At 72.5% G+C, this 11,647-nt stretch carries 15 protein-coding genes; 5 read left to right on the top strand and 10 right to left on the bottom strand.

Annotated features, from left to right (window positions below; translation table 11 throughout):
* The first annotated feature begins 206 nt into the window (after positions 1 to 206).
* On the top strand, positions 207 to 2,015 hold the full coding sequence (locus tag ACIRFH_RS16585; RefSeq protein ID WP_403521073.1) for a streptophobe family protein: 1,809 nt from the start codon (positions 207 to 209) through the stop codon (positions 2,013 to 2,015).
* A gap of 125 nt (positions 2,016 to 2,140) precedes the next feature.
* Positions 2,141 to 3,373 carry a phosphoserine phosphatase SerB gene (serB, locus tag ACIRFH_RS16580; protein WP_403521071.1) on the top strand — a complete coding sequence of 411 codons (1,233 nt, stop codon included), beginning with the start codon at positions 2,141 to 2,143 and terminating at the stop codon, positions 3,371 to 3,373.
* Positions 3,374 to 3,463: 90 nt separating this feature from the next.
* On the opposite strand, the gene ACIRFH_RS16575 is transcribed toward serB, so the two are convergent.
* The 4 genes from ACIRFH_RS16575 to ACIRFH_RS16560 form a co-directional block, all read right to left on the bottom strand.
* Positions 3,464 to 3,982 carry a SixA phosphatase family protein gene (locus ACIRFH_RS16575; RefSeq protein ID WP_403521069.1) on the bottom strand — a complete coding sequence of 173 codons (519 nt, stop codon included), beginning with the start codon at positions 3,980 to 3,982 and terminating at the stop codon, positions 3,464 to 3,466.
* 123 nt (positions 3,983 to 4,105) lie between these two features.
* Positions 4,106 to 4,312 carry a hypothetical protein gene (locus ACIRFH_RS16570; RefSeq protein WP_403521067.1) on the bottom strand — a complete coding sequence of 69 codons (207 nt, stop codon included), beginning with the start codon at positions 4,310 to 4,312 and terminating at the stop codon, positions 4,106 to 4,108.
* Between the two features lie 171 nt (positions 4,313 to 4,483).
* Entirely contained in the window at positions 4,484 to 4,600 is a 117-nt protein-coding gene (locus ACIRFH_RS16565) for an SGM_5486 family transporter-associated protein (RefSeq protein ID WP_403521065.1), read from the bottom strand.
* A gap of 34 nt (positions 4,601 to 4,634) precedes the next feature.
* The gene (locus ACIRFH_RS16560) at positions 4,635 to 5,969 is read right to left on the bottom strand and encodes a CynX/NimT family MFS transporter (protein ID WP_403521063.1); all 1,335 of its coding nucleotides are present in this window, start codon (positions 5,967 to 5,969) and stop codon (positions 4,635 to 4,637) included.
* An 80-nt stretch (positions 5,970 to 6,049) separates the two neighbouring features.
* Between ACIRFH_RS16560 and ACIRFH_RS16555 the strand changes: the two genes are divergently transcribed.
* A complete protein-coding gene (locus tag ACIRFH_RS16555; protein ID WP_403521062.1) occupies positions 6,050 to 6,847 on the top strand; it encodes a FadR/GntR family transcriptional regulator in 798 nt (265 codons plus the stop codon).
* Here ACIRFH_RS16555 and ACIRFH_RS16550 read toward each other — a convergent pair.
* The 6 genes from ACIRFH_RS16550 to ACIRFH_RS16525 form a co-directional block, all read right to left on the bottom strand.
* A complete protein-coding gene (locus ACIRFH_RS16550; RefSeq protein WP_403521060.1) occupies positions 6,825 to 7,175 on the bottom strand; it encodes a hypothetical protein in 351 nt (116 codons plus the stop codon). The two genes, ACIRFH_RS16555 and ACIRFH_RS16550, sit on opposite strands and share 23 nt — an antisense overlap.
* 157 nt (positions 7,176 to 7,332) lie before the next feature.
* Positions 7,333 to 8,100, bottom strand: a complete 768-nt coding sequence (gene fabI / locus ACIRFH_RS16545; RefSeq protein WP_403521058.1) for an enoyl-ACP reductase FabI — start codon at positions 8,098 to 8,100, stop codon at positions 7,333 to 7,335.
* 5 nt (positions 8,101 to 8,105) lie between these two features.
* Complete coding sequence (gene fabG / locus ACIRFH_RS16540) at positions 8,106 to 8,810, bottom strand: 3-oxoacyl-[acyl-carrier-protein] reductase (protein ID WP_403521056.1); 705 nt, start codon at positions 8,808 to 8,810, stop codon at positions 8,106 to 8,108.
* A 162-nt stretch (positions 8,811 to 8,972) separates the two neighbouring features.
* Positions 8,973 to 9,359: a type II toxin-antitoxin system VapC family toxin gene (locus tag ACIRFH_RS16535; RefSeq protein ID WP_403521116.1), complete on the bottom strand. Its 387-nt coding sequence runs from the start codon at positions 9,357 to 9,359 to the stop codon at positions 8,973 to 8,975.
* A 5-nt stretch (positions 9,360 to 9,364) separates the two neighbouring features.
* Positions 9,365 to 9,649 carry a hypothetical protein gene (locus ACIRFH_RS16530; protein ID WP_356555166.1) on the bottom strand — a complete coding sequence of 95 codons (285 nt, stop codon included), beginning with the start codon at positions 9,647 to 9,649 and terminating at the stop codon, positions 9,365 to 9,367.
* Positions 9,650 to 9,796: 147 nt separating this feature from the next.
* Complete coding sequence (locus ACIRFH_RS16525; RefSeq protein ID WP_403521054.1) at positions 9,797 to 10,318, bottom strand: ATP-binding protein; 522 nt, start codon at positions 10,316 to 10,318, stop codon at positions 9,797 to 9,799.
* Positions 10,319 to 10,485: 167 nt separating this feature from the next.
* On the opposite strand from ACIRFH_RS16525, the gene ACIRFH_RS16520 reads away from it, so the two are divergent.
* Both ACIRFH_RS16520 and ACIRFH_RS16515 read left to right on the top strand, forming a co-directional pair.
* Positions 10,486 to 11,322, top strand: coding sequence for a helix-turn-helix domain-containing protein (locus tag ACIRFH_RS16520; RefSeq protein ID WP_403521052.1), 837 nt, complete (start codon positions 10,486 to 10,488; stop codon positions 11,320 to 11,322).
* On the top strand, positions 11,319 to 11,519 hold the full coding sequence (locus tag ACIRFH_RS16515) for a DUF397 domain-containing protein (RefSeq protein WP_403521050.1): 201 nt from the start codon (positions 11,319 to 11,321) through the stop codon (positions 11,517 to 11,519). The genes ACIRFH_RS16520 and ACIRFH_RS16515 overlap by 4 nt, the downstream gene beginning before the upstream one ends.
* Positions 11,520 to 11,647 lie beyond the last annotated feature (128 nt).

Raw genomic sequence — 11,647 nt, 5'->3', positions numbered from 1 at the left:
CCGTCGCGGGGAGTCTAGGGATGTCGAACATCGGGGGGAACTATTCCAGGCCCGGCCCCCTGACCGAAAGTCGGGCCTTGTGAAGACCGCGCGCGGGCCCGACCGCCGTTTCCGTTGACGGGGCGGAAACCTGCCCGGAAAGTGGTAATCCACGCGAGGGGGACATGCGCGGCAACCCGGCCGCGCCGCGGATCGGGGGGTCTGCCATGGGTGCGTCCACGAGCGTCGGGACCGAGGGGCACGGCAGGGGGGTGCCGTGGGCGGACGTCGTGCTGTCCGCGGTCGCCTCGGTGAGCTGGGCGTTGATCGGCATGGCCGGCACGGCGGCGCTGGGGCTGCGTCTGCTGGACGCGGACGCGGCGGGTTCCCTGGGCCCGATGACGGCGGCGGCCGTGGCGCTCGGCGCGGGCGGGTCGGTCGCGTCGTCCGGTGACGTGTCCGCGTTCGGACTGAAAGGCGCCGAGGCGCACATGGCCATCGAGATCACGCCACTGGGTGTGGGCCTCGTCGGTGCGGTGCTGCTGTCGTTCCTCTTCCTGCGGTCCCTACGGGCGGCGGGGGCCGTGGTCGCGCCCGTCGAACTCCTCGCCCGCGCGGGTGCGGTGACGGCCCTGTTCGTGGCGATGCTGGGCGGGCTGGCCCGGGTGGGGCACGGCGTCGTGACGATCGACGGCGGCTCGCTCGGGCTCGACGACCTGCCCGGCGGCGCGGGCGGTGGCGTGCAGGTCCCGGGGCTCGGTGACCTCGGGGACCTCGGCGGGGTGCTGCCCGACCGGATCGGTGACCTGGTCGGCGCGAAGGCCGCGGTCGGCTTCCGCGTCGAGACCGCGCCGACGCTGCTGGGGGGACTGGTCTGGTGCGTCGGGGTCCTGCTGGTCGCGCTGCTGGCCTCGCGCCGCGCTCCCCTGCCGCGCGGGTGCGAGGCCCTGCACCGGGTGGTGCGGCCGGCCGTGTCCGCCCTGGTCACGGTGGCGCTGACGGCGGTGGCGGCCGGGTACGCGGCGGCGGCGTACGCGGCGATCGGCGACGACCGTCCCCGCCGGATCGCGGGGGCCGCGCTGCTGGGCGCGCCGAACGGCGTCTGGCTCGGCGTGCCGGTCGGCCTGTTCGTGCCGTGGGACGGGCGGGCGACCGGCGCGCCGGCCCGGTTCCTGCCGGACCCGCTGGACGAGCTGTTGAGCGGCGGTGCCGACGGGCCGGTCACCCTGGGACGGCTGGCGGAGCTGGACGGGCGGGTGTGGCTGCTGGGCGTGGCGGCGGCGGCGCTGATGCTGCTGGCGGGGGTGCTGACGGCGATACGGACGCCGGTGGCGCCGTCCGACGCGCGCGGCCCGGGTTTCGCCGGGCGGTGTGCGCTGCGGCTGGGCGTCGCCACCGCGCCGGCGCTGGCGCTGTCGGTCCTGCTGACGGAGGTGTCCGTGGACGCCTCGCTGTCGGTGCTCGGCGTCGACGCGTTCGGCGCCGGTGTCGACCTGCGCGGACACCTCGGCGCGGCGCTGCTCCTGGGCGCCGCGTGGGGCGCGGGCGCGGGGGCCGCCGGGGCACTGCTGGCACGGTCGAGCGGAGCGGCGGGACGGCGGGCGACGCCGCTGGCACGGAGTGCCGGTGGGGTGGGGGTCGCCGGGGGCGCGGGGGTGGGGCTCGGCGGGGAGGCGGGACGTGCCGGGAGCGCGGACGGGGCGTCGCGCGCTGCGCCACCGTACGGGCCGTACGGGCCGGGAGGTGCGGCGCACCGGCCGCCCGACCCGGACACCAATCCCTACCTGCGTACGCCGGGCACCTCGCGCGGGCCGCAGGACGCCCGGCCCCCGGGGGCGGACGCGGCTGTGCCGGGTGGGCGGCCGTCCGACGACGGCGACGATCTGCACGGCGCCCCGACCGTGGTCGGCCCCTTGGATCCGCCGCCGCGTCCGCCCCGGCCCGGGAACCGGCCCTCGTCCCGGTGGGGCGAAGGTCCCCCGCCCCCACCGCCCCCGCCTCCGGTGCCGCCACCACGGCCGGGGGACGGGCAGTGATCCCGTGACCGGACGCCGTACGGTCCGGTCTCGGCCGCACGGCCCGTGCGCCGGCGCGTGTTCCGTGTCCGTCAGGCGGACCTCACGGGCGGGAGGCACCGAGTGCCGGATACGGTAAGAGCACCATGAGCGCTACGCAGACCTCTGACGTTCCCACTCTTCTCGTCAAGATCTTCGGCAAGGACCGGCCGGGTATCACGGCCGGCCTGTTCGACACCCTCGCCGCCTACTCCGTCGACGTGGTCGACATCGAGCAGGTCGTCACCCGTGGCCGGATCGTGCTGTGCGCGCTCGTGACCGAGCCGCCCCGGGCACTGGAGGGCGATCTGCGGGCGACCGTCCACAGCTGGGCGGAGTCGATGAAGATGCAGGCGGAGATCATCTCCGGCATCGGCGACAACCGGCCGCGCGGCCTCGGCCGCTCCCTGGTGACCGTGCTCGGCCACCCGCTCACCGCGGAGGCCACGGCCGCCATAGCGGCCCGGATCACCGGGACCGGCAGCAACATCGACCGTATCTTCCGGCTCGCCAAGTACCCCGTGACCGCCGTCGAGTTCGCGGTGTCCGGTGTGGAGACCGAGCCGCTGCGCACCGCCCTGGCCACCGAGGCGGCGGCGCTCGGGGTGGACGTCGCGGTCGTCTCGGCCGGCCTGCACCGGCGGGCGCAGCGCCTGGTCGTGATGGATGTCGACTCCACGCTGATCCAGGACGAGGTCATCGAGCTGTTCGCGGCGCACGCGGGCTGCGAGGACAAGGTCGCCGAGGTGACGGCGGCCGCGATGCGCGGGGAGCTGGACTTCGAGCAGTCGCTGCACGCGCGCGTGGCGCTGCTGGCGGGGCTGGACGCCTCGGTGGTGGAGAAGGTGCGCGCCGAGGTGCGGCTGACGCCGGGTGCCCGCACCCTGATCCGCACACTGAAGCGGCTCGGCTACCAGGTGGGGGTCGTCTCCGGCGGTTTCACCCAGGTCACCGACGATCTGAAGGAGCGGCTGGGGCTGGACTTCGCCCAGGCCAACACGCTGGAGATCGTCGACGGCAGGCTGACCGGCCGGGTCACCGGGGAGATAGTGGACCGGGCGGGCAAGGCCCGGCTGCTGCGCCGGTTCGCCGCCGAGGCGGGCGTACCGCTGTCGCAGACCGTGGCGATCGGGGACGGCGCCAACGATCTGGACATGCTGAACGCGGCCGGGCTCGGGGTCGCCTTCAACGCCAAGCCTGTGGTGCGCGAGGCGGCGCACACCGCGGTGAACGTGCCGTTCCTGGACACGGTCCTGTATCTGCTGGGGATCACCCGCGAGGAGGTCGAGGCGGCGGACATCCTGGACGAGGGCCCCTCCGCCGGCCTCGACCGGCCCTGATCCGTCCGTCCCGCCCGTCCTCGCCGGGGGTGTGCCCCGAGGCTGAGGGCCCGGACCGCACGAGTGCCGGGCCCTGCCCGTCGGATCCGGTCAGTCGGTCGGCGCCCAGTAGTCGTCCAGCGAGGCCACGCCCGGCTCCACGGTCTTCCAGGGGCCGGTGTGGGACAGGACGGCGAAGGCGGCGGTCGGGAAGCCGCGGCGGCCCATCCGCTCGCGGACGTCGTCCTCGGCGGAGCCGGCCAGGATCTCGGTGAGGCCCTCCATGCCCGGGTTGTGGCCGATCACCAGCACGTTCCGCAGGTCGTCGGGGAGCTCGTTGAGCACGGCGATCAGTTCGCCGGGCGAGGCATCGTAGATCCGCTCCTCGTAGACGGTTTTCGGCCGGTGCGGGAACTCCGCGACGGCGATCTTCCAGGTCTCGCGGGTGCGTACGGCGGTGGAGCACAGGGCCTGATCGACGGGGATTCCGGTGTCGGCGAGCCGGCGCCCGGCCTCCGCGGCCTCCTTGCGGCCCCGCTCGGCGAGCGGCCGCTCGTGGTCGGACATCTGTGGCCAGTCGGCTTTCGCATGCCGGAAGAGGATGATCCTGCGGGGTTCTGCGACGCTCATGGCATCCAGCTTCGCATGAAACAGGCCACAGAGCGCAGGGAGTTGACACGCGGATCCACCGGGGAACGCACGACCGGAAGACACCGGCGGCCGGCCGCGTGCCTCGGGTCCGCCCGGTCGGCGTCAGCCGGTGGTCAGGTGCTGCATCCGCTCCAGGAGGTGCGCGATCACCGGCTCGCCGCCGGCCGCGTGGGCGTCCGAGGGATCGAGCACCAACAGGAGCAGCGTGACGAAGGCGAGCGCGGGCAGGACGATCGCCCACCAGGGCAGCCGCGTCTCGGCGTGGCCCCGGGTCGCCGGGTGGGGCCGGGTGCAGGTAGGGGCCGACATGAGTGCCTCCGCTGGTCTTCGGACGTCCCTGGTGCGTGCTCCGTGACCCGCCTGTCGCGGTCACGTCTCGACGCTACGGAATCCGCGCGGTCCCGCCCATCCGGAGATCCACCCACTCGACCCTGACCCTCGCCCCCTAGGGGACGGGGGGTTGTCCCCACCCCCGGCCGGTCACGGTGAGGCGATCGTCGCGATGATGCCGATGATCACGAAGATCGCGAGGAAGGCGCCGAAGACGATCAGCATCTTCTTCTGGCTGTGCTGGGGGTTCGGGTCCAGGACTGGCATGGTGCCAGTCTCGCATCCCGGTCCCGCGCCGCGGTCAGCGGGCCGCTTCCTCCTCCACGGTGCGGTCGCGTCCCGCGAGGACGCCCACCACCATCTGCGGCACCATCAGGGCGCTCATCAGCGCGATCGGCAGGCCCCAGCCGCCGCTGTGCTGGTAGAGCACGCCCACCAGGAGCGGCCCGGGGATGGAGATCAGGTAGCCGGTGCTCTGCGCGAAGGCGGACAGCTGGGCGACGCCCGTGCCCGTCCTGGCCCGCATCCCGACCATGGTCAGGGCGAGCGGGAAGGCGCAGTTGGAGATGCCGAGCAGCAGCGCCCAGGCCCAGGCGCCGCCGGCCGGGGCCAGGTACAGGCCGGCGTACCCGGTGAGTCCGCACAGGCCCAGGACCACCACGATGGGGCCCTGCTGGGGCAGGCGGGTGGCGACGCGCGGGATGACGAAGGCCAGCGGCACGCCCATCACCATGATGACGGCCAGCAGCAGACCGGCGGTGCCGGCGGACACCCCCGCGTCCCGGAAGATCTGCGCCGCCCAGCCCATCGTGATGTAGGCGGCGGTGGCCTGCAGGCCGAAGAAGACGGCGAGTGCCCAGGCGGTACGGCTGCGGGTGATCCGCAGCGCGGGCTGCCCGGCCGGCGCGTCCGTGCCCTCGGGGGCGGTGCCGGCGGGGGTCTCCTGGGCGGAGGGCGCCTTCCGGTTCCGTACGAACGGGATCCACGGCAGGACGGCCGCCGCCGCCAGCGCGGACCACACCGCGAGGCCGGGCTGCCAGTTCCCGCCCAGCGCGTTCGTGAGGGGCACGGTCGCCGCGGCGGCGGTCGAGGTGCCGAGGGCGAGGGCCATCGAGTACAGGCCGGTCATGGAGCCGACCCGGTCGGGGAAGAAGCGCTTGACGATGACCGGCATCAGGACGTTGCTGACCGCGATGCCCATGAGCGCGAGGGCGCTGGCGGCCAGGAAGCCGGCCGTGCCGCCGGCGTACGGGCGGATCAGCAGGCCCGCGGTGATCGCGACCATGCCCGCGCACACCACCGCGCCGGGCCCGAAGCGGCGGGCGAGCCGCGGGGCGGTGACCCCGAAGACGGCGAAGCAGAGCGACGGGACGGAGGTGAGCAGTCCGGCCACGCTGCCGCTCATGCCGAGCCCGTCGCGGACCTCCTCCAGGAGCGCGCCGAGACTGGTGATGGCCGGGCGCAGGTTGAGCGCGGCCAGGACGATGCCGAGCATGAGCAGGCGGGTCGTCCACGTCGTCCACGCGCGCGTGCCGGGCCGCCCGGGTCCTGAGGATTCCTCGGGTTCCCGGGCGTCGCGCGCCGCCGACTCGCCGGGGGGCGTTGGATTCAGCGTCCGGGTTTCGTCACTAGCCATGAGACCCATCATAGAATCATGGGATGATTGGTTGTCCATCCGCGACTGTCCGCCGCGGGATCCGCGTGCGAAGGTGAGCCATGCCTCTGAGCCATCCCCGTCGTTCGGCACTGTCCGAGCAGGTCATCACGGCGTTGCGGCAGCAGATCGTCTCGGGCGAGTGGCCGGTCGGCTCCCGCATCCCCACGGAGCCCGAACTGGTCGAGCAGCTCGGTGTCGCCCGGAACACGGTCCGTGAGGCGGTCCGCGCCCTGGCGCACAACGGGCTGCTGGACATCCGCCAGGGCTCCGGCACCTACGTCGTGGCGACCAGCGAGCTGGCGGGCGTGATGCACCGCCGCTTCGCCGACGCCGATCCCCGGCACTTCGCCGAGCTGCGTTCCACGCTGGAGTCGGCGGCCGCCAGGCTCGCGGCCGAGCGGCGCACGGAGAAGGACCTCAAGCAGCTCGACGCGCTCCTGGTGCGCCGGGAGGAGACGTGGGCGTCGGGTGACACGGAGGCGTTCGTGACGGCGGACGCGACCTTCCACCTGGCCGTCGTGGCGGCCTCGCACAACGAGGTGATGACCGCGATGTACGCGGACCTCGGCGAGGTGATGCGGGAGTGGCTGCGCGAGGACGTCGGCAGTGAGCTGACGCCGGAGACGCACATGGACCACACGCGGCTGGTCGACGCGATCCGCGCGTCGGACGCGGCGACGGCCGGCCAGGAGGCGGCGGGCTACCCGTTCCTGTGCCGCGCGGGCCGGATCGGAAGGCCCGCCGGTGACGCCGACGGGCCCGCCCCGGACGCCGGCACGCCGACCGCCGGTGCCGACACGCCGACCGTTCGTGCCGGTGCCGATGCCGGTGGCCTCAGTTCGCCCGTCGGTGGCTGACCCACGCCGTCCGCACGTCCTTCCAGCACCGTCCGCCCAGCCGTACGGTCTGTGCGGGCCCGGCCTCGACCGTCGGTCCGTCGCTGTCGAGGTCCCACCAGCGGGCGCACTCGACGTGCAGGCGCACCTCGTCGGTCTCCGGGTAGGGGTTGTGGCAGTACGCGGTCACCGCGGAGTCGTCGACGCGGACCCGGCACGCGGCGCCGAACGGCTCGGCCGGTGCGGTGTCCCCGTCGGGCACGCGTGCGTGGGACATCGCTTCGTACGGCAGGAACAGCACGCAGGCGAGGGCGAGGGTCGCCGGGACCGGACGGTGGAGTGGGCGCACAAGAGGACCTCCTCGGCCGTGCTGGGGAGGGAGATCGCGTGGTGACTCGCCCTTCAGCCTGTGCCGCCGGCCGCCGTGCCGCCCGGCCGGTTCCGCCGAACGGGTGACATGCCTCGGGCCCGCGCCCCGGAGGGACGCGGGCCCGAGGGGCGTTCGGTCAGGCGCCGATGGCGTGCAGACCGCCGTCGACGTGGATGATCTCGCCCGTGGTCTTCGGGAACCAGTCGCTCAGCAGCGCGACGACACCCTTGCCGGCCGGCTCCGGGTCCTTGAGGTCCCACTCCAGCGGGGCGCGGCTGTCCCACACGGAGGCCAGCTCGCCGAAGCCCGGGATGGACTTGGCGGCCATGGAGCCGATCGGACCGGCCGAGATGAGGTTGCAGCGGATGTTCTGCTTGCCGAGGTCACGGGCCATGTAGCGGCTGGTGGCCTCCAGCGCGGCCTTGGCCGGGCCCATCCAGTCGTACTGCGGCCAGGCGTACTGGGCGTCGAAGGTGAGGCCGACGACCGAGCCGCCGTTCTGCATCAGCGGCAGGCAGGCCATGGTCAGCGACTTCAGGGAGTACGCCGAGACGTGCATGGCGGTGGCGACCGACTCGAACGGCGTGTTCAGGAAGTTGCCGCCGAGCGCGTCCTGCGGCGCGAAGCCGATGGAGTGCACGACGCCGTCCAGGCCGCCGAGCTCCTCGCCGACGATGTCGGCCAGGCGGCCGAGGTGCTCGTCGTTGGTGACGTCCAGCTCGATGACCTTGGTCGGCTTCGGGAGCTTCTTGGCGATGCGCTCGGTCAGCGTGGGCCGCGGGAACGCGGTCAGGATGATCTCGGCGCCCTGCTCCTGGGCCAGCTTGGCGGTGTGGAAGGCGATGGAGGACTCCATCAGCACACCGGTGATCAGGACGCGCTTGCCCTCGAGGATTCCGCTCATGGTGTTCAGTGACCCATTCCCAGTCCGCCGTCAACGGGGATGACGGCTCCAGTGATGTACGACGCGTCGTCCGAGGCGAGGAACCGCACCGTCGCGGCGATCTCCTCCGGCTGCGCGTACCGGCCGAGCGGGACCTGCGACACGATGCCGGCCCGCTGCTCGTCGGTGAGCACCTTGGTCATGTCGGTGTCGACGAAGCCGGGCGCGACGACGTTGAAGGTGATGTTGCGCGACCCCAGCTCGCGGGCGAGGGAGCGCGCGAAGCCGACCAGGCCGGCCTTGGAGGCGGCGTAGTTCGCCTGCCCCGCGGAGCCGAGCAGCCCGACCACGGACGAGATCAGCACGACGCGGCCCTTCTTGGCGCGCAGCATGCCGCGGTTGGCGCGCTTGACGACCCGGAAGGTGCCGGTGAGGTTGGTGTCGAGGACGGAGGTGAAGTCCTCCTCGGACATGCGCATCAGGAGCTGGTCCTTGGTGACGCCGGCGTTGGCGACCAGGACCTCGACGGGACCGTGCGTCTCCTCGATCTCCTTGTAGGCCTGCTCCACCTGCTCGCTGTCGGTGATGTCGCACTTGACGGCGAGGAAGCCTTCCGGCGGCTCGCCCGAGCGGTACGTGATCGCGACCTTGTCGCCGGCGTCGGCGAAAGCGCGGGCGATGGCGAGGCCGATGCCCCGGTTGCCTCCGGTGACGAGAACCGAGCGGCTCAACGGATCACCCTTTCCCTTACGGTCTGGTAGCCCCTGCGCGCGGCAGGCGCCTTCCCCGAAAACCTATCGGTCCGTCCGCTTCCCGGAGCGATCGGGCACCGACAGTGCCATGCGGGTGTCGCTGTCGGGTCCCTACAGTCGGCGCGTCCGCCGCCCGGAGTGTCAGTCCGCCGTTCCAGGGGCGTGGGCGGACAGCCCTTCGGCGCGGGCTGTATCGAGCATCCTGCGGTCGTACGTCACCAAGGCCGTCAGGTCTTCCCTCAGCGACAGCGCACTGGCCACATGGATCGCGTCCAGCGTCCTCAGACGCCCGACGAGCAGGGCCGCCCCGTCACGCACCTCCCGGGTGAGCAGGATCTCGGTGATCCGGGCGTCCAGATCCTCCATCGCCTTCGGAAAGTGCCCCATCAGGTCCAGGGTCCGTACGGTCTCCACGAAGCCGAGGGTGCTGGTGGCGAGCGGCTCCGTGATGCGCTGCTGGAGGAAGGCGTCCAGCTCGGACCAGTGGTTGCGGCGGGTCATCCACGTGACCAGCGCCGACGTGTCCATGTAGATCAACGGTCGTCTTCCTCGCGCTCGGCCAGCAGCAGCGCCAGGGGGTCGACGTCCTCCGGGACCTCGTAGTACGGCATGCCGTGCCGGTCCGCGGCGGTGACCGGCTTCAGCTTGATCTTCCCCTGTGCCACCAGGTGCGCGTACCGCTCCATGGGCCCACCGGCCGGCGACAGTATGGCGATCACGTTGCCGTGCCGGGTGACCTGGATGGACTCGCCCTTCTCGACCCGGGCGAAGACCGCGCTGGGGTTGTACGAGAACTCACGGACGGAAATGGTGCTCATCCGAGCTCCCTTCCTACGGCGCAGGCATTGTGCCTACATCATCCCGATTCTACCTACACGGGTGCCCCCGCTCAGCGCCGCGCACCGGTCGCGGGGCGGGGACGGGCGGGACGCGGGGCGCAGTGGAGGTGTCGGGTGCGCCCGCGCTCAGTCCAGGCCGACCGGAGGGCCGGGAGTGACCGGGGTGCCGTCGGGGCCGTTCGCCCGAGCACGGCAGAAGCGGCCCGCCACGTGGACCTCACACTCCGCCCACACGGTCTTGCCCGGTCCCGTGCGCTCGTGGACGCCCCAGCGGGCGGCGAGGGTGTCCACCAGGAACAGCCCCCGGCCGCCGTCGGCGTCCGCGGGGCCCGGCACCGCCCCGGGCTGCCGCGGACGGCCCGGGCGGGTGTCGGACACCTCGACGCGCACGACGCCGGCGGCGCGGTCGTACCGCAGGCACAGCTCGAAGTCGCGGCCGGGAACGCGGCCGTGGAGGACGGCGTTGGCGGCGAGTTCGCCGACGACGAGGGCGATGCCGTCGGATTCCGGGCTGCCGTACGGCACGCCCCAGAGATCGAGCCGGTACGTGGCGAGTCTGCGGGCGAGACGCGCGCCCCGGCGCGTGGCGGAGAACCTCTGGACGAACACACTTACGGTAACGGCCTCTTGGGCCTCAGGTGCTGGCATGCGCCCAGCGTTCCGGCCCCTCCCGGCCCCCTGACAGGGACGACACCCATACAGGCATGGCTGTACCAGCGCACACTCTGGACTGGGTGGGTCACTCCCCGTGACCCTGGTTGGTCGGGCGGGGTTCGGAGAGGCGCGGACACGTGAGCACGGGAGGCGTTGCGGGGATGAGGGCGGACAACGGCGGAACGGAAGCGGAACTCTCCGACAGTCTCAAGACCTTCGGCGTGGTCCTGAAGGCGCTGCGCGAGGAATCCGGCCTGACCCAGGAGGAGTTCGCGCTGCGGGTGCGGTACTCGGCCGCCTACGTCGCCAAGATCGAGCAGGGGAAGCGGTTCCCGCCGGCGGACCTGCCCGCGCGGGCGGAGGAGGTACTGGGGCCGGTCGCGCACAAAGTCCTCACGGCGGCGGCGAAGAGCCTGACGAGGCGGGCGGGGCTGGCGTCGTGGTTCCGGCAGTGGGCGGGGATCGAGGAAGAGGCGATCTCCTTGTACGCGTACGAGTGCCGGGCGGTTCCCGGGCTGTTGCAGCCGGAGGAATACGCCAGGGCGGTGTTCGCGCGCCAGCTTCCGCCGTTCACCCAGGAGCAGATCGACCGCAGGGTGACCGCACGGCTTGAGCGTCAGACGCTCTTGACCGAGCGACCGAACACCGCCTTTACGTTCATCATCGAACAGGCGATCCTGGAGCGCGGGGTCGGCGGCACATCGATCACCAGGGCTGTCATCGACCACCTGCTGAACATGGGTGACAGGACCAACATCGAGATCCAGATCATGCCGTTGCACCAGGAAGACCACTGCGGAGTCGATGGCCAGCTGTACATGGCCGAGACACCGGGGCACCAGTGGTTCGGTTACATCGAGGGACACCGGTCGAGCAGTCTGATCGCGGATCCCGGCGAGGTGAGTGTCCTCCATCAGCGCTATGGCAAGTTGCGTTCCCAAGCCTTGGATTGCCGGGCTACGGTGAACCTCCTGGAACGGATGCGAGGAGCGCTATGAGCACCACCCCTGAGCTGCACTGGTTCAAGAGCAGTTACAGCGGCGGAGACGGGGACAACTGCGTCGAGGTCGCCGTGCGCCCCGAAGCCGTCCACGTCCGCGACTCCAAGGACAAGCGCATCCGTCCCCTCGTCGTCGCGCCGGCCGCCTGGACGGCGTTCGCGGCACTCGCGGCCGGCGCGTCCCTGGACGGCTGACTCCGCGTCGTACACGACGTTCGCGGGCGGGTACGGGAGGTGTTCCCGCACCCGCCCGCCGGTCTGTCACCGCGTGTCCTCCCCTGTCCGCCCACGCCGGACCTGGGTGCCCGGGGACGCGGCCGTGG

Origin of the sequence: Streptomyces sp. NPDC093586 (genome assembly GCF_044764905.1) — a bacterium.
Taxonomy (GTDB): Bacteria; Actinomycetota; Actinomycetes; order Streptomycetales; family Streptomycetaceae; genus Streptomyces.
Note: the sequence above shows the minus strand (reverse complement) of the source record. Positions and strands in the feature narration are given on the sequence as shown.

Coding starts and splice junctions, on each gene's coding strand:
- ACIRFH_RS16515 (WP_403521050.1), top strand. CDS start 11,319: ATGAGCACCACCCCTGAGCTGCACTGGTTCAAGAGCAGTTACAGCGGC.
- ACIRFH_RS16530 (WP_356555166.1), bottom strand. CDS start 9,649: ATGAGCACCATTTCCGTCCGTGAGTTCTCGTACAACCCCAGCGCGGTC.
- ACIRFH_RS16525 (WP_403521054.1), bottom strand. CDS start 10,318: ATGCCAGCACCTGAGGCCCAAGAGGCCGTTACCGTAAGTGTGTTCGTC.
- ACIRFH_RS16555 (WP_403521062.1), top strand. CDS start 6,050: ATGCCTCTGAGCCATCCCCGTCGTTCGGCACTGTCCGAGCAGGTCATC.
- fabI (WP_403521058.1), bottom strand. CDS start 8,100: ATGAGCGGAATCCTCGAGGGCAAGCGCGTCCTGATCACCGGTGTGCTG.
- ACIRFH_RS16565 (WP_403521065.1), bottom strand. CDS start 4,600: ATGCCAGTCCTGGACCCGAACCCCCAGCACAGCCAGAAGAAGATGCTG.
- ACIRFH_RS16520 (WP_403521052.1), top strand. CDS start 10,486: ATGAGGGCGGACAACGGCGGAACGGAAGCGGAACTCTCCGACAGTCTC.
- serB (WP_403521071.1), top strand. CDS start 2,141: ATGAGCGCTACGCAGACCTCTGACGTTCCCACTCTTCTCGTCAAGATC.
- ACIRFH_RS16575 (WP_403521069.1), bottom strand. CDS start 3,982: ATGAGCGTCGCAGAACCCCGCAGGATCATCCTCTTCCGGCATGCGAAA.
- ACIRFH_RS16570 (WP_403521067.1), bottom strand. CDS start 4,312: ATGTCGGCCCCTACCTGCACCCGGCCCCACCCGGCGACCCGGGGCCAC.
- ACIRFH_RS16585 (WP_403521073.1), top strand. CDS start 207: ATGGGTGCGTCCACGAGCGTCGGGACCGAGGGGCACGGCAGGGGGGTG.
- ACIRFH_RS16535 (WP_403521116.1), bottom strand. CDS start 9,359: ATGGACACGTCGGCGCTGGTCACGTGGATGACCCGCCGCAACCACTGG.
- ACIRFH_RS16560 (WP_403521063.1), bottom strand. CDS start 5,969: ATGGCTAGTGACGAAACCCGGACGCTGAATCCAACGCCCCCCGGCGAG.